The organism is Clostridium sp. AF28-12, from assembly GCF_003435225.1.
GTDB lineage: Bacteria > Bacillota > Clostridia > Lachnospirales > Lachnospiraceae > Pilosibacter > Pilosibacter fragilis.
In genome coordinates this window covers 143,319-159,412 of record NZ_QWGJ01000001.1, presented here as the reverse complement: position 1 = coordinate 159,412, position 16,094 = coordinate 143,319, and the positions used below count along the sequence as shown (strand labels likewise).

14 protein-coding genes are annotated in these 16,094 nt (G+C 47.5%); 5 read left to right on the top strand and 9 right to left on the bottom strand.

From position 1 onward, the window contains the following. Positions 1 to 8: 8 nt before the first annotated feature. The 3 genes from DWY93_RS00740 to DWY93_RS00730 form a co-directional block, all read right to left on the bottom strand. Entirely contained in the window at positions 9 to 1,553 is a 1,545-nt protein-coding gene (locus DWY93_RS00740) for a DUF1538 domain-containing protein (RefSeq protein WP_117469293.1), read from the bottom strand. 337 nt (positions 1,554 to 1,890) lie between these two features. After that, positions 1,891 to 2,244: a hypothetical protein gene (locus DWY93_RS00735; RefSeq protein ID WP_015553069.1), complete on the bottom strand. Its 354-nt coding sequence runs from the start codon at positions 2,242 to 2,244 to the stop codon at positions 1,891 to 1,893. Positions 2,245 to 2,362: 118 nt separating this feature from the next. Beyond that, positions 2,363 to 2,845, bottom strand: coding sequence for a hypothetical protein (locus DWY93_RS00730; protein ID WP_117469062.1), 483 nt, complete (start codon positions 2,843 to 2,845; stop codon positions 2,363 to 2,365). 157 nt (positions 2,846 to 3,002) lie between these two features. On the opposite strand from DWY93_RS00730, the gene DWY93_RS00725 reads away from it, so the two are divergent. Both DWY93_RS00725 and DWY93_RS17020 read left to right on the top strand, forming a co-directional pair. Then, positions 3,003 to 3,728 carry a response regulator transcription factor gene (locus DWY93_RS00725; protein WP_117469061.1) on the top strand — a complete coding sequence of 242 codons (726 nt, stop codon included), beginning with the start codon at positions 3,003 to 3,005 and terminating at the stop codon, positions 3,726 to 3,728. A gap of 761 nt (positions 3,729 to 4,489) precedes the next feature. After that, the gene (locus DWY93_RS17020) at positions 4,490 to 5,155 is read left to right on the top strand and encodes a HAMP domain-containing sensor histidine kinase (RefSeq protein WP_207658686.1); all 666 of its coding nucleotides are present in this window, start codon (positions 4,490 to 4,492) and stop codon (positions 5,153 to 5,155) included. 316 nt (positions 5,156 to 5,471) lie between these two features. On the opposite strand, the gene DWY93_RS00715 is transcribed toward DWY93_RS17020, so the two are convergent. Next, a complete protein-coding gene (locus DWY93_RS00715) occupies positions 5,472 to 6,728 on the bottom strand; it encodes an amidohydrolase (RefSeq protein ID WP_242990490.1) in 1,257 nt (418 codons plus the stop codon). A gap of 396 nt (positions 6,729 to 7,124) precedes the next feature. On the opposite strand from DWY93_RS00715, the gene DWY93_RS00710 reads away from it, so the two are divergent. Continuing rightward, positions 7,125 to 7,727, top strand: coding sequence for a Type 1 glutamine amidotransferase-like domain-containing protein (locus tag DWY93_RS00710; RefSeq protein WP_007888235.1), 603 nt, complete (start codon positions 7,125 to 7,127; stop codon positions 7,725 to 7,727). Between the two features lie 371 nt (positions 7,728 to 8,098). Here the strand turns inward: DWY93_RS00710 and tyrS are convergent, their stop codons facing one another. Both tyrS and DWY93_RS17015 read right to left on the bottom strand, forming a co-directional pair. After that, the gene (gene tyrS / locus DWY93_RS00705; protein WP_117469058.1) at positions 8,099 to 9,322 is read right to left on the bottom strand and encodes a tyrosine--tRNA ligase; all 1,224 of its coding nucleotides are present in this window, start codon (positions 9,320 to 9,322) and stop codon (positions 8,099 to 8,101) included. Positions 9,323 to 9,327: 5 nt separating this feature from the next. Beyond that, a complete protein-coding gene (locus tag DWY93_RS17015) occupies positions 9,328 to 9,471 on the bottom strand; it encodes a hypothetical protein (RefSeq protein ID WP_181968316.1) in 144 nt (47 codons plus the stop codon). 556 nt (positions 9,472 to 10,027) lie between these two features. Between DWY93_RS17015 and uraA the strand changes: the two genes are divergently transcribed. Together uraA and DWY93_RS00695 are read left to right on the top strand one after the other, a co-directional pair. Beyond that, entirely contained in the window at positions 10,028 to 11,281 is a 1,254-nt protein-coding gene (gene uraA / locus DWY93_RS00700; RefSeq protein ID WP_117469057.1) for a uracil permease, read from the top strand. 395 nt (positions 11,282 to 11,676) lie between these two features. Further along, positions 11,677 to 12,939 carry a M20/M25/M40 family metallo-hydrolase gene (locus DWY93_RS00695; RefSeq protein WP_181968460.1) on the top strand — a complete coding sequence of 421 codons (1,263 nt, stop codon included), beginning with the start codon at positions 11,677 to 11,679 and terminating at the stop codon, positions 12,937 to 12,939. 297 nt (positions 12,940 to 13,236) lie between these two features. Here DWY93_RS00695 and atpC read toward each other — a convergent pair whose 3' ends face one another. The 3 genes from atpC to atpG form a co-directional block, all read right to left on the bottom strand. Continuing rightward, positions 13,237 to 13,641, bottom strand: a complete 405-nt coding sequence (gene atpC, locus DWY93_RS00690; RefSeq protein WP_117471621.1) for an ATP synthase F1 subunit epsilon — start codon at positions 13,639 to 13,641, stop codon at positions 13,237 to 13,239. Between the two features lie 11 nt (positions 13,642 to 13,652). Further along, positions 13,653 to 15,044, bottom strand: coding sequence for a F0F1 ATP synthase subunit beta (gene atpD / locus DWY93_RS00685; RefSeq protein ID WP_117469054.1), 1,392 nt, complete (start codon positions 15,042 to 15,044; stop codon positions 13,653 to 13,655). A gap of 162 nt (positions 15,045 to 15,206) precedes the next feature. Beyond that, complete coding sequence (gene atpG, locus DWY93_RS00680) at positions 15,207 to 16,082, bottom strand: ATP synthase F1 subunit gamma (protein WP_117469053.1); 876 nt, start codon at positions 16,080 to 16,082, stop codon at positions 15,207 to 15,209. Between the last annotated feature and the right edge of the window lie 12 nt (positions 16,083 to 16,094).

The following is a 16,094-nucleotide window of genomic DNA, read 5'->3' as shown; positions in this document are numbered from 1 at the left end:
AAAACCTCCTACAATTCAATAATCGCGTCATCATCCAGCAGCTCAAACGCCGCATATGCCCCGGACTGTCCATGAGCTGCGGACATCCCTTCCTGCACTCCGCGCTTCGCTCTTATTCTCGAAGCCAGCCCCATGACCTGGATCGTGATAAGCGGTGTCATGGCAACCATCGCGACCACACCAAAGGCATCTGTGACAATGTTTCCTCCAAGAGCGGAGCAGGCTCCCTGTGCCATCGGAAGCAGAAACGCTGCCGTCATCGGTCCCGATGCCACGCCGCCGGAGTCGAAGGCGATCGCTGTATAGATCTTCGGCACAAAAAACGAGATTCCCAACGCGATCGCGTATCCCGGAATGAGAAACCACAGGATCGAGATCCCTGTAAGTACCCGCACCATCGCAAGTCCGAGAGAAACCGCAACACCCAGGGAAAGTCCCATTCCCATGGCCTTCGAGGAGATCGCTCCGTCCGTAATCTCCTCAACCTGTTTATTGAGAACGTACACGGCCGGCTCTGCCTTTACGATGAAGTATCCCATGATCATTGCGATGGGAACAAGAAACAGCGGGTGGGCAGACTTCGCAAGCACCTGTCCGAGATAATTTCCCGCCGGCATGAAGCCCACGTTCACTCCCGTAAGAAAAAGCACCAGCCCCGCATATGTATAGACGAGACCGATCGCGATCTTCTTTAATTTTCTTATTGTTAATTTTAACATGAAAATCTGGAAAATCATGAAAAATAAGATAATAGGCAGTAAGGAGACCGCGATCTCCTTCATGTAGGCTGGAAGTTCCCTCGCAAAGAGCAGGAACAGTTCTTTTGAATCACCGATCTCCGGGATCACCGGCGGTGTGTAGGCGCTGCTGTCCGCCTTGAAGATCATGCTTAAGATCATGACTGCGAGGATCGGTCCGATGGAGCAGAGCGCTACGAGACCGAAGCTGTCGTCCGCCGCGTGGCGGTCGCTTCGCGTTGCAGAGATTCCGACACCGAGAGCCATGATAAACGGCACAGTCATCGGTCCCGTCGTAACGCCGCCGGAGTCAAAGGCCACGCTTAAAAAAGCCTTCGGCACGAACATCGCCAGTACAAACACCACGCCGTAAAAGACAAGCAGCAGCGGCGGAAGTGCCACGGAGAACAGCATTCGCATCAGTGCCACAACAAGAAATGCGCCGACTCCGCATGCTACGGACAAGATCAGCGTCATGTTCGGCACAGCCGGAACCTGATTCGCCAGAACCTGAAGATCCGGCTCCGAGATCGTAATGATGAAGCCTAAGAGAAAGGACAGCCCGATCACCACCGGAAGCTTCCTGCTCTTCGTCAGGCACGTTCCCACTCGCTCGCCCATCGGTGACATGGCAAGCTCTGCGCCAAGTGTAAAAAGCATCATTCCCGCAAGCAAAAGGACTGCTCCCAAAAGGAAACAGAGCAGGATGCTGGAGGAGATGGGCGCGATCACAAAGCAAAGCACCAGCACGATCGCGATGATCGGCAGTACCGCCTGCAGCGCCTCATTCCACTTCTCCCGCAGTTTTTTTGTCATTCCCAATATTCCACTCTCCTGTCTTTTTGAGGCGGACATTCCATTCTCTCAAAATCCGCCCTGTTACTTGGTTTCTTTCCACATTCGTGTTCTCTCCGCCAGGTATTTCACGAACAGGGGATGCCGTTACAGGATATGCGGGCTTTCAGCGCCACGATCCTGTAACCGGCGAATTATGTTTAGTATAACATGGGAATTGTGAGAAAAGTATGTTTTGAGAGGTTAAGATTCCGCTAAAAAAAGGCGGTTTTGTTCAGATAATTTTATGAGCTATCTATTGCATCACATTTACTACGAGCAGCGGATCGCATTCCGCTGCTCGTAACAGTTTCTTCCTTTATTGGAATATTGTTTTAAAAACCGGCTGCATGGACGAGATCCATGTATTCTCTGCCGCATTATAATACTTTGTATCTGCATTTACCGCAAACGGAATTCCTGCATCACTCAATGCTTTCGTCATAAATCCTGCAAATACTGTCTGTTCTTCTACACTGTATGTATTTCCTTTATTATAGTTTCCCGGCATCCAGGCTCCAACCCATGTCGGAATACCCGTCTGCTGCTGCCATGCAAGCGCCGTCTGGATCTTATCTGTAATCAGCTTCTTCTCAGCATCCGTTCCCGTAGTCCACAGCTTCTTTTCATTTGTCTTATCCGGTCCGGATGCGTAAAAATGCCATTCTGCCATAAGATATCCATTGTGTGCACTTGGAATTTTCAGCTCTGACAAATAATCAGGGTCTGACCGCCAGAAGCACAGAAACTGCCAAGCCCAAATAAATTCTTTTCAATCTCGTTTCTTCCACTTATTGCCCGGAAGAAAGAAGATCATCAATCTGTTTCCAAATGCTATTGATCTCTTTCAGCATTTCCAGACGTTTTTCCTTTTCTTTTTCTGCTTCTTTTAATTTTAGGATTGCTGTGTCAAAATCTTTGTTCTCGGCAGCCGCCTTCGCTTCTGCGCGAAGATTCTTTACCTGGGAATCCCCGTTTTCCTCACGGATCGTTTTTATTTTCCCACGAAGTGTTTTTGCCTCTTTCCACACTTCCTTGTCAACCGGAAGCTCTCCTGTCTCCTTTTTGTTCAGATGAATATTCTTGAAATGTTCCTTGATAGTTTTATTGGATTCCCTGAGAACATCCATCTGCTCCTCCATCACTTTCATCTCAGTACGGATCGGTTCCGCTTCCGCCCTATATTCTTTTCTTGTCTCAGCCGCAAACGCAGAGAAGGACATGATTGCAGTAAGCGATAACGCCGCGCATAAAATTTTTAAACCTTTCTTCATCTTGTTACCTCCATCATTAAATTATTTTATATGTTTATCATACCGTTATCCCTGTGTGCATTACCAGTTCACCTGTGTGGCAAGAATGCGGCAATCATTTACGGTTTTAAACTTTCATGTTAATATGAAAACATAAATACAAACGAGGTAATTTATTATGTCAAAACTGATCTATGTAGTAGATGATGAGTCAAATATCCGTACAATGATGCAGCTATTTCTTGAAAATGAAGGCTTTACAGTAGAGACGTTTAAAGATGGTCAGGAAGCCTGTCAGGCCTTTTCCGCAAAAGAACCCGATATGCTGATCCTCGATATCATGATGCCCGGAATCGACGGTCTCAGTCTATGTACCTATTTCCGTCGTCAAAGCCATGTTCCCATTATTTTTGTATCTGCCAAAGATACGCCGCTCGACCGTGTTATGGGAATCACTCTCGGAAGCGATGATTATATTACAAAGCCCTTCCTTCCATTAGAGTTCGTTGCGCGGGTAAAGGCATTATTCCGCCGGTCTGATCCACACTTTTACGATGCCGGCATGACCGATCCTGTCACTCGGTTTGTATGTGGAAATCTGGTTCTTTTTCCTGTCAGCCACAGAGTCACAATTCAGGAACATGATCTCAATGTAACACCGACAGAATTTGATTTTCTGCTGTATATGATACAACGGGCAGATAACGCTGTTTCTAAAAAAGAATTAGCCGAACAGGTCTGGCATTTTCAAGGTCCTGATCCGGAAGCAGATATACCGGAGGATTTTATTAAACGACTTCGAAAAAAACTACTTTCGTTCGGATCTACTGCCCTGATCGAGACGGTATGGGGCTTTGGTTATCGAATGAGCGAACGAAGGCCAGAAGGGATCGAATCAATATGATTGGAAAGAGTATCCAGACACGTTTATTTTCGGCAGCTTTTCTTGTGATTTTTATGATGACTTTCGGAGTCGGAATCACCTTTTTCCTTTCTTCCCGTTGGTATGTACAGTACACTGCCAGGAAAGAAACAGAGCATCTGATCAGGATGGTTCAGTCGGAGTCGGATCGTTTGAGCACTGACCCGGCTTACACTTCTTCAGATTCTAAGGAAAATACGCGCGAATCTTCAAAAGCTTTGCTTCGTTCTGTCCGGCTGCAGCTCAGAGATCAGCCTTATAATGGTATATTTCTGATTTTTAATTCCAAGCAAAAACTTGTCTTCCCTCAATCCAGTAATGACCAGAATATTTATCCGATATCTGCTTTGGAGGAACAGTGCCGCCGGATGATCCAGTCAGGTGAACTGATTTCCGGAAAAACGTCCCGAATTTTACTTTCTGAAGACTTCTGGTACATCAGTATGTATGTGTTTCCGTCCAGTACACCTGTACGGGCAAAGTATTTTGTTTCTGTTGTCCAAATTCCGGATTCATCTGTTTTCTGGAATTATACACGGAAATTGTATCTTGCGATTTTAATCGCTTCTGTGTTTTTATCATCTTTTTTAGTATGGGGAATTGCAAGAACCATCTCTGTCCCGATCCAACATCTTTGTCTCCAGATCCAGAGGATCAATGGAGAAACAGACGCACAGATCCAGGATTCCTATTCTTTAAATGAACTGGAAGCTTTAAAACGCTCCTATAACCAGATGGAAGAAATGATCCGAAGATCTGAGGAAGAAAAAAGACAGTTTTTTCAAAACGCTTCTCATGATCTGAAAACGCCGCTTGCGTCTATAACCGGGTATTCCCAGGGGATCGTTTCCAATGTCATAAAGGATCATCAGAAAGCTGCCAGTATCATTCTTTCTGAAAGTCTGCGCATGACTGACCTTGTAGAAAGCATTCTTTCTCTCTCAAAAATGGACAGTCACACATTTGACCTTCATCCGACAGATCTGGAAGTAATGGAGTTTCTTGATGAGTGTGTGGATATCATGAGTACGATCCGAAGGGACTGCGTGATACATCTTGAAGCTGAACGCCCACTAATGATCCACACGGATCCGGAATTGTTGAAGCGGGTGATACAAAATATTCTTTCAAACTGTCTGCGATATGCCGAGCACGAGATTCTGATCCGTATGAGTACAGATGGTAACTCGCTGATCCTTCTGATACAGGATGATGGTCCGGGATTCCTGGAGAAAGATCTCCCTCATATTTTTGAACGTTTTTATAAGGGTAATGGTGGAAAAAATGGAATTGGTCTTTCGATTGTATGGACCGGCATCCACTATCTTGGCGGATCCATTACCGCCGGAAACCGCGCTGTGCCGGAACACGGGGCTTATTATCAGCTTTTATTGCCCCTGTCTTTTTAACCGAATCAAGTAAGTCCTAGCTTCAATTGCGAAAAGCAATAAGCAGTGGGTGGGGACTTGCTTGTATCAGGAGGAGTGCAAGCTCCTTCTGATAAACTGCGGAGCAGTTATTGGGTTATGAGCAAGTAGCGAAGCGGATTGCGAATATCCGCTTGACAATTGCCAATCTCTCGTACAAACACAGGCTTTAACTCGGTACCCGCGTATGTACGCAAAAAGACCGGCATATCAAATTTCTTCTTGATAAACCGGTCTTTTTATTGCTATTCGGCCTTTTTATCCATTAATGGATAATTTTTTACTATTTCTGCAACTTCTACAGATTTCTCTCAACCAGATTCTTTAAGGTTCCCTCGAACGGCTTGAACGGAATTTCCTTGTCGTAGTTTAAGAAATCTTTCACATATCCAAGTGCTGCTGCAACACCGTAGATCATGCCGCGCTCATCCACATCGAATTCCGGTGTGTGATGGTTTGCACCGGTTCCGGCCTCCTCGCTCTGGATACCTGTGAAGGTGATGATACCCGGCCAGAGCTTTAAGCATGTCTGCATGCTCTCAGATGCCATCCACGGCTGTGCAACCGTAACAGCATCCTCACCGATATATTTTCTTACTGCGTTCTTCGCGATCTCGCTGCAGACTGCGTTGTTCTGGCACTCGAACAGCGGATCCGGCATATGAAGGATTTCATATGTACACTGGCAGAGCTCGCACTCTTTCTCGACTACATCCATCAGCTGTTTTACAAACGGAGTGCCTGCACCGTCAACATTGAAGGTACGGATCGTACCGCCGAAGGTCAGCTCGTCCGGAATAATGTTGCGGACGGTTCCGCAGTTTACGAAACCAACGGAGCAGGTCAGGATATCCGTCGGAGCCACATATTTCATGCGGATCATATTGATATGGTTATAGATATTGTTGAAGCAGTCTAAAACACTGTGGGCAAGATCCGGACGGGATCCGTGACCGGCCTGACCATGAAGCTTGATGATGAATCCGTATGCACCGGAGAATACCGCGCCCGGCTCCGCGGAGATCGTTCCTGTCGGAACATCCCATTTTACATGTGTTGCCATACAGGTATCGATCTTTAATTTCATTGTCTCAACGGCATACGGAAGTAAATTTCTGATATTTCCGCCGGCTTCCTCGCCGCGCTCAAAGAGGAGGACGATATTGCCGTTTAAGTCTTCCTTATTCTCGTTTAAGATCTTTGCCTCAGCGAGAAGCATCGCTGTGTGGGCGTCATGTCCGCAGGCATGGGAGATTCCATCGTTCTTAGAGATGCAGACCTTTTCCTTTGTGAGGTTTGTCTTGCTCTCCTTGATCGGAAGTGCGTCCATATCGGCACGAAGAAGAACGGTTTTTCCAGGTTTTCCGCCGTGGATCTGTCCGATAATACCACCTTCCGGAACAACTACATACTCGATTCCCAGCGCATCGAGCTCAGAGGCAATATATTTTACTGTCTCATACTCAACACCGCTGTTTTCCGGATACTCGTGCATATGTCTTCTGATCCTTACCATGTAGTCGAAATTTTTCTTCGCTTCGTTTAAAATATCCATATTTTCTCCATTCCGGCGGAACCGCTTCGCCATTTACCGACAGCGCAGTTTGTCCGTCTCTTCAGTTTTGGATTTTCAATAACTGCTGATATCTTCACAGTCATGATCTGAAAATATCCGTTTCCAGACGTCTCTATATTAACACGCGCAGGGAACTAAATCCAGTCCCCTGCGCAGCTTATTTTTTTAGTCCCTATTTACATTTGTGTGTCTGATGTATCAACAGTATAATGATACATTTCACGAATTGCATATGCAATTAGAAAATCAAGTAGTCCAAATTCCATAAAATGAAATTTTAGGGCAAATTACAGACATTGGCTTGGCTGTAGTATTTTTAAACAACGTGTGTTAGACTACTGTTATACAAATCGAAATTTATAAAGGAGAATATTGATGAAATTATTTTTATGTTCGCACTTTTCAAGTGTAGGAAGTCTGATAAAGGAAGAAATTGAAAATAAGAAAGTCGCATTTATTCCAACAGCTTCACTGCGTGAAGGCTACACCGGTTATGTCGGCTCGGCTCGAAAATTATTCAAAAAGTTGGGAGCGATCGTAACTGAAATTGATATTTCAACGGAGGCTTATTCAACGATACAGTCTGTTTTTGAAGAAGCAGATGTGATATATTTTACCGGCGGAAATTCTTTCTTTCTTATGGACCAGCTCCGTAAAACGGGAACTGATGGACTGCTGAAAAAGGAATTGGCAAATGGAAAATTGATGATCGGCGAGTCGGCAGGCGCAATTATATGCGCTCCAAGCATCCAATATATCGAGCAAATGGATGAAAAGCCGGAGGACTACTCACAAGAAGATGATGCAGGGATTGATTTGATTGATTTCTATGTTCTTCCGCATTATCTTACAGCACCATTTAAGAAAGTTACCGAGAAAATAATGACTGAGTTTTCGGATTTGAATCTATGCCCAATTAACAACCGTCAGGGAATTGTAATTGATGGTGAAGATTCAAAGGTTATTTGCAAAGACTAATTTGAAAATTCCAGTTTGTCAATTACAAGTGACATTGAAAGAGTCAGCCCATTCAAGGTGCTGGCTCTTTCAAAAATTCCATTCTAATAAATTGCATGATAACTTAGAGTAAAAATGAATACCCATTAGCCGGAAATGAATAGAAAATGAATAAAAGTGTGGTGTTTCGTATAATTATGAGTTAGTATGCATCAGACACACTTTTGTAAAAAGGGAGTTTTTTTATTTAACGTTACAGTACACGGGCACTCCATGCCCGCGCACTGTAACAGGATTTTGCTGATACTTCGCATTCCGAATCGGCAAAATCCGCGGTCATGACGGTATCATACGGAATTTTCAGTTCAGAAAATTCCTCCCATGAAAAGTAACTATTTGACTACAACGCGTCTGAAGTTCTTCTTACCGCGCTTTACAACGATTCCTTCACCGGAAAGCTGCTCTTTCGTGTATACAGACTTAATATCCTTCACGATCTCACCGTCTACGGAAACGCCGCCCTGCTCTACGTTTCTTCTCGCCTCAGAACGTGACGCGCAGAGGCCGGATTTCTGTACGATGGAAAGGAGGTCGATCGAACCATCAGAAAGATCTGCGTCGGAAAGTTCTGCTGTCGGCATTTCTGCCGCAGCGCCGCCTGCGAATAATGCACGTGCGCTCTCCTGTGCTTTCTTTGCTTCCTCCTCGCCGTGAACAAGGCTTGTAAGCTCGTATGCAAGGATCTCCTTCGCCTGATTTAACTGGCTGCCTTCCCATTTGTCCATCTCATCGATCTGCTCAAGCGGAAGGAATGTGAGCATGCGCAGGCACTTTAATACGTCTGCGTCACCGACGTTTCTCCAGTACTGGTAGAACTCAAACGGAGTTGTCTTATTCGGATCCAGCCATACAGCGCCGGACTGGGTCTTACCCATCTTCTTGCCCTCAGAGTTTAAGAGCAGTGTGATCGTCATTGCGTGCGCGTCCTTGCCGAGTTTTCTTCTGATCAGCTCTGTACCACCGAGCATGTTGCTCCACTGGTCATCTCCGCCGAACTGCATGTTGCAGCCATATCTCTGGAACAGCTCGTAGAAGTCGTAGCTCTGCATTAACATGTAGTTGAACTCTAAGAAGCTTAAGCCTTTCTCCATTCTCTGCTTGTAGCACTCCGCGCGGAGCATGTTGTTGACGGAAAAGTGCGGTCCGATCTCTCTTAAGAAATCAATGTAATTTAAGTTCATAAGCCATTCAGCGTTGTTTACCATCATGGCTTTTCCTTCGGAGAAGTCGATGAAACGGCTCATCTGCTTCTTAAAGCAGTCACAGTTGTGCTGAATTGTCTCAACCGTCATCATAGTTCTCATATCGGTACGTCCGGACGGATCTCCGACCATTCCGGTGCCGCCGCCGATCAGCGCGATCGGCTTGTTTCCAGCCATCTGCAAACGTTTCATTAAGCAGAGTGCCATGAAATGTCCCACATGAAGGCTGTCCGCAGTCGGGTCAAAGCCGATGTAGAATACGGCTTTTCCTTCATTGACCATTTTGCGGATCTCTTCTTCGTTTGTGACCTGCGCGATCAAGCCGCGGGCCTGTAACTCTTCGTAAACTCCCATTTTGTTTACTCCTTTTCTGTAATTTTCTGCGGATGTTCGTTTCTTCCGCCTGTGTTGGTCTTTATATGAAGACCTGCTATCCGGACGAAGCGTTCTTTCTCCTGCTGCCTGACTCTTTCAGTCTCAGTCCAGTCCGGCAACTCCGGCACTGAACATTCTCCTTGCAGGTACAAAAAAGCCCCGTCCCTTGTTTCCCAAAAGGACGAGGCATACGCTCGTGTTACCACCTGATGTTCCCGAAACGCTCACACGCTCCGGCTCATGGAGTCCTCATCATAAAAGACCCCGGCATTTCTAACGGGTGCCAGTTCCGTCACAGCCTACTCACATTCTCCGGATATCTCCGTTCACGCTTTCGGTGTGCAGCTCCGGGATGTATTCAGAAAAAGAAGTCCGCGCGCCTCTCATCCACCGGCAGCTTTCTGTGCGGAGCAGGTCATTTCCCTACTTGTTCCCTTCATCGCTTTTCCATTATATACCGCATGCTTTAACGCGGCTATATGGGTCATTATATGGAGATTCCAAAGCTTTGTCAAGAGCGGAAGCCCAGAAATTCGTTAACTTCATATCCTTTCCTGCAATTTCCCCCTGATTTTTTCTGGACAAATAACAGGAATGTGATAGAATAGAAAAAATGCCTAAAACCGGGAACGTCCGGCGCAGGCGCAAGTACTAAAAAACCAATTATTCTCAAGGAGGTCCCGTATGGAAAGCCATAAGATCATTCAGGTGGACGAAAAGGTTCCCTTTAACCTTCTGATCCCCCTGAGCATCCAGCACATGTTCGCCATGTTCGGCGCATCCGTTCTCGTTCCGTTCTTATTCGGAATCAATCCCGCGATCGTTCTTTTCATGAACGGTGTCGGAACTCTCATGTTTATCTTTATCACAAAGGGAAAAGCTCCCGCCTATCTCGGTTCCAGTTTCGCATTTCTCGCCCCGGCCGGCATCGTGATCGCAAAATTCGGTTATGAATATGCCCTCGGCGGATTCGTTGCCGTCGGTTTCGTCGGATGTATCCTCGCATTCATCATTTATAAGATCGGATATAAATGGATCGACGTCGTTCTCCCGCCTGCTGCCATGGGGCCGGTCGTAGCCCTGATCGGATTGGAGCTCTCTTCCAGCGCGGCAAGCAATGCGGGACTCTTGGACGAGACCATTGATCCGAAGAATCTGATCGTGTTCCTCGTAACACTTGGCTTTGCCGTTTTCGGTTCTGTCCTGTTCCGGGGATTTTTATCTGTTATCCCGATCCTGATCGCCGTGATTGCCGGATATGTCGCTGCCGTTGCATGTGGGATCGTTGATTTCTCTGCGGTTGCCGCTGCCCCGATCTTTGCGATCCCGAACTTCACCGCTCCAAAATTTAATATGGAAGCGATCATGATCATCATGCCGGTCATCCTGGTCATCACCTCCGAGCATATCGGACATCAAGTTGTAACAAGTAAGATCGTCGGCCGCGACCTCTTAAAGGATCCGGGACTTCACCGCAGCATCTTCGGTGACAACTTCTCCACAATGGTTTCCGGTCTCATCGGATCCGTTCCGACAACGACATACGGCGAGAATATCGGCGTTATGGCAGTCACAAAGGTCTACAGTGTCCAGGTTATCGCCGGTGCGGCTGTGATCTCGATCATCTGCTCCTTTATCGGAAAGTTATCGACTCTGATCCAGACGATCCCGGGTCCGGTCATCGGCGGAATCTCTTTCCTGCTCTACGGCATGATCGGAACCTCCGGTCTCCGGATCCTCGTTGACTCCAAAGTCGATTACGGTAAGAACCGCAACCAGGCCCTGACCGCTGTGATCTTTGTCACCGGGCTTTCCGGGATCAAGGTAAACTTCGGAAACGTCCAGCTCACCGGTATGGTCCTCGCCTGCGTAGTCGGCATGATCTTAAGCCTTGTCTTCTATGCGTTTGATAAGATGAAGCTGACGAATGATCAGTAAAACAGCCTCCGGGTATTGATACCTGATAAGCAGGTAACATATATCAGGGACAATGATGTGCTTTTTATTTGCGCGTCATTGTCCCTGTTTTCTATCTGTCTTCTCACTCTTTTCTGCGGCGATCCTATGTATCCCATAATTCCATTCACAGCTCTCCCACACCACTTTTAAATCCAGGCCGACTCTCTTAATAATCACTTAGTATCCTCGTATAATCTTTCATTCTTTGAAGCAACAGACGCTGAAACAATTTTAGGGTCAGATTATTTTCTGATTATATTTTCAATACAAAATATACTTACAGAATTACTCATTTATCTCCATTTTCTTTACAAATATTTCTTTTCGCGATATGATAAATCTATCTATATCAAATTGAAAGGATGGTTCCCAACATGAAAGAAGCGATTCAGGCACTCTTAAAATCCGACAAGATGGTTCACGCCTTCGAATATCTGAAAAACGATGAATCTCACACGATCGACCAGCAGATCGAACTCGTTCAGATTTCTTCCTTCAGCCCGCACGAAGAAAAGCGCGCAGAGCGTTTTAAAGAACTTCTGACCGAAGCAGGTCTTGATCCGGTGATGGATGAGGTCCACAACGTATATGCACATATCCACGGAACCGGGGATGGTCCGACCCTCTATGTCTCCGCACATCTAGACACCGTTTTCCCGCCGGATACTCCGCTCCCGGTAAAACGTGAAGGAACAAAGATCTACGCGCCCGGAATCGGTGATGATACCCGCGGACTTGCTGAGATCCTCACCATGGCAAGAGCCATCACAGAATCCGGGCTGAAACCGGTCGGAGACATCATCATCGGCGGCAACGTCGGCGAGGAAGGTCTCGGAGACCTCCGCGGAATGCGCCACTTCTTCTCACAAAATTCCGACAAGGTTGACGGTTTTATCTCCGTTGATGGAGCAGGCTGTCTGATCTGCCACGGCGGCACCGGAAGCCACCGCTACGAGGTAACCTTCTGCGGACCGGGTGGACATTCCTTCGGTGCCTTCGGTCTTGTAAACCCGATCTTTGCCATGGGACGCGCTATCTCCTATATCTCCGAGCTCCGCACCCCGAGAGAACCGAAGACTACCTTCTCCGTCGGTGTCGTAAACGGCGGAACCTCTATCAATGCCATCGCATATGAATGTTCCATGCTTGTCGATATCCGTTCCAACGGCTTGAAGGAGCTTGAAGAGCTTGATGCAAAGCTTCAGGAGTGTATCAAACGTGCAGTTGAGGACGAAAATAACCGTTGGGAAACCGAGCGTTCCTACGAAGAATCTAAGGACAGCTTTGATCACAACGGACGTATCACTGTGGAAGTAAAACAGATCGGAAACCGTCCGGCGGGAAGCCAGCCGAAGGACTGTGAGATCGTGAGCGCGGCAGCAACAGCCTTTGAGGCATGCAATGAGACTGTAGAATATGAAAGCGCAGGAAGTACGGATGCAAATATCCCGATCAGCCTTGGAATCCCTGCGATCTGCGTCGGCGGAGGCGGAAAAGGCGGTGCCTGCCATTCCGTTGACGAGTGGTATGACAGCAAGGATGCCTATAAAGGCTCCCAGAGAGTTCTGGCTGCGATCTTCGCACTGGTAGGACTTGATGGGGTAAGTGAGCCGCTGCTTTCCATAAGAAAGAAGTAAACTCTACAAAATTTCTTAACTACATATCACTTCGAGCCGAACATCTGTGAGACTTGGTGCATGATTCCGGTCAGCAAAGCTGACATATTCCTTACAGGATCACGGTGTATTCTTGCGGAGTGTTCCTCTCGGTCAAAAACCAGGCTCCCGCTTCTTTCCATCACTTACCTCTGGAAAGAAGCGGGAGCCTTATCTGACTAAAATAAAACAGCATGTTTAAAGAATCACCTTTAAGCTCTGCTTACAAAAGGATTCAAAACATGCTGTTTTATCGCTGTAATAAAATACAGTTCTGTTTTATTTTTCATCCACCAGCGACAGTCTCACCAGCGCCCGCTTCAAAGCGGCTTCAGCGCGGTCAATATCGGTCTGTGGATTCTTTTCCGCCAGACGTCTCTCTGCACGGATTCTGGCTTCATTGGCTCTCTTGCCATCGATATTTTCCGGCCACTCGCAGGCTTCTGCGAGGATCGTCACCTTCTCCGGCAGGATCTGTAAAAATCCGGAAAGCAGTGCCGCTTTTTTCACGCCGTCTGCCCCGTGGATCTTAAGAACGCCCGGTGCAACCGCGACGACCATCGGGATATGCTTCGGATAGATTCCGGCCTCCCCGTCTGCCGTGTTGAGCTCCACCATTGAAACCTCTCCGTCGAAAAACGCCTCATCCGGCGTAACGATCTGAAGTCTCATCATTTCCGCCATGTCCACACCCCCTATTTCACGCGGGCGAGAACATCATCAATATTTCCTGCGTTGAGGAACAGATTCTCCGGAATATCGTCATGTTTGCCTTCGAGGATCTCCTTGAATCCCTGAATCGTCTCGGAAAGCGGAACATATCGGCCTTCCAGACCGGTAAACTGTCCGGCTACAAAGAACGGCTGGGATAAGAATCTCTGGATCTTTCTCGCACGGGATACGGTAAGCTTATCTTCCTCGGAAAGCTCATCCATACCGAGCATTGCGATAATGTCCTGAAGTTCCTTATATCTCTGCAGCACTTCCTGTACGCCGCGGGCAACCTTGTAATGTTCCTCACCAACAATACGCGGATCAAGGATACGGGACGTAGACTCAAGCGGATCTACAGCCGGGTAAATACCAAGCTCTACGATAGAACGGCTGAGTACGGTCGTCGCGTCCAGATGGGTAAAGGTATTTGCCGGAGCCGGGTCTGTTAAGTCATCAGCCGGAACGTAAACTGCCTGTACAGATGTGATGGAACCGTTCTTTGTGGAGGTGATCCGCTCCTGAAGGGCGCCCATCTCCGTCTGTAAGGTCGGCTGGTAACCTACGGCTGACGGCATACGTCCAAGCAGCGCAGATACCTCAGAACCAGCCTGACTGAAACGGAAGATGTTGTCGATGAATAACAGCACATCTTTTCCGCCTTCGTCACGGAAATACTCTGCCATGGTAAGACCGGTAAGACCCACACGCATACGGGATCCCGGCGGTTCGTTCATCTGGCCGAACACCATGGTCGTCTTATTGATAACGCCCGAATCGGACATCTCATAGTAAAGGTCATTTCCCTCACGGGTACGCTCACCAACGCCTGTAAATACGGAATATCCGCCGTGCTCTGTCGCAATATTTCGGATCAGCTCCTGAATCAGGACTGTCTTACCTACACCGGCACCGCCAAACAGACCGATCTTTCCACCTTTCTGGTACGGGCAGAGGAGATCAACGACCTTGATACCTGTCTCAAGGATCTCTGTCTCTGTGGACTGTTCCTCAAAGCTCGGGGCTTTGCGGTGGATCGGGAGCTTTTTCTCCGTCTTCGGAGCTTCTTTATTGTCGATCGGCTGTCCCAGAACATTGAAAATTCTTCCAAGTGTCTGCTCACCGACCGGCACCATGATCGGTCCACCGGTCGCTACGGCATCCATGCCGCGGACAAGACCGTCGGTGGGACCGAGAGCGATGCATCTTACCGTATCATCACCGAGATGCTGGGCAACCTCAACCGTGAGGATCCCGCCATCCTTTGTGGTGATCTCAATGGCGTCATTGATCTCAGGCAGCCCGCCCTGGGGAAATTTGATATCCAGGACGGCACTGATGACCTGAGTAATTTTACCAATGTTTTTCTCTGCCATCTCACTTCTCCTTGTCTCTATCATAACTATTCAGCCACTCAAGCCAGCGGTAAAAATCCATTCCAGCACATCATACCGACTGATTTCTGTCTCCTGTATGCTGTCTTTTACCTCCAACACCGCAAGTACACAAGTTTGCCAAATAATTACTCATATTTCTTTTTAACCATCGATGGCATTCGCGCCCGCGATGATCTCTGTCAACTCCTGAGTGATAGATCCCTGACGCGCGCGGTTGTACTGCAGCGACAGTTTTCCGATCATCTCTTCCGCGTTGTTCGTAGCCGAATCCATTGCAGTCATTCGCGCACCGTTCTCACTGGCAACGGCCTCCAAGAATGCCCCGTAGATCAGGCTGCTCACATACTTCGGAATAATTGCATCCAGAACTTCGTCCTCGTCCGGCTCATAGTTCATAATGAGAAGATCCGATTTTTCTTCTTTTACTTCGCCCTTTGGCCCTGCTGCCGCAAGATCCACCGGCAGAAGCTTTAAGAACGTCGGGATCTGGCTTACGGTATTTTTGAACGCCGTGTACGCCAGATAGATCTCTCCGATTTCATTCTTCTCAAACATGGCTAAAAGCTCTTTTGAGATCTGCTGCGCGTCGGAGTAGAGCGGCTCGTCGATCACGTCGGAGTAATCCGCTTTGATCTCATAGCCTTTCCTTGCGAGTCCGTCGCGTCCTTTCCGCCCGATCGCAAAGATGAGGGCGTCCTCTTTCGGGATCCCGCTCTCCGTCACGAGACGGATGATGTTGGAGTTATATCCGCCGGCAAGTCCGCGATTGGAAGAAACGACGATAACTGCCTTTTTCTTCGAATCCCCGCTCTTTAAATAGCGGTGCCGGATCCCGGTGGATTTCTTCAGCATCTCCTGAATCGTCTGGTACATCAGATTGAAGTACAGTCTCGAATTTTCCGCCTTCGTTCTGGATTTCTGGAGTTTTACAGTGGCAACAAGTTTCATGGCTTTGGTAATCTGCTCGGTACTCTCAATACTGGATTTCCTTCGTTTAATATCTCTCATGGTTGCCATGATACATCACCT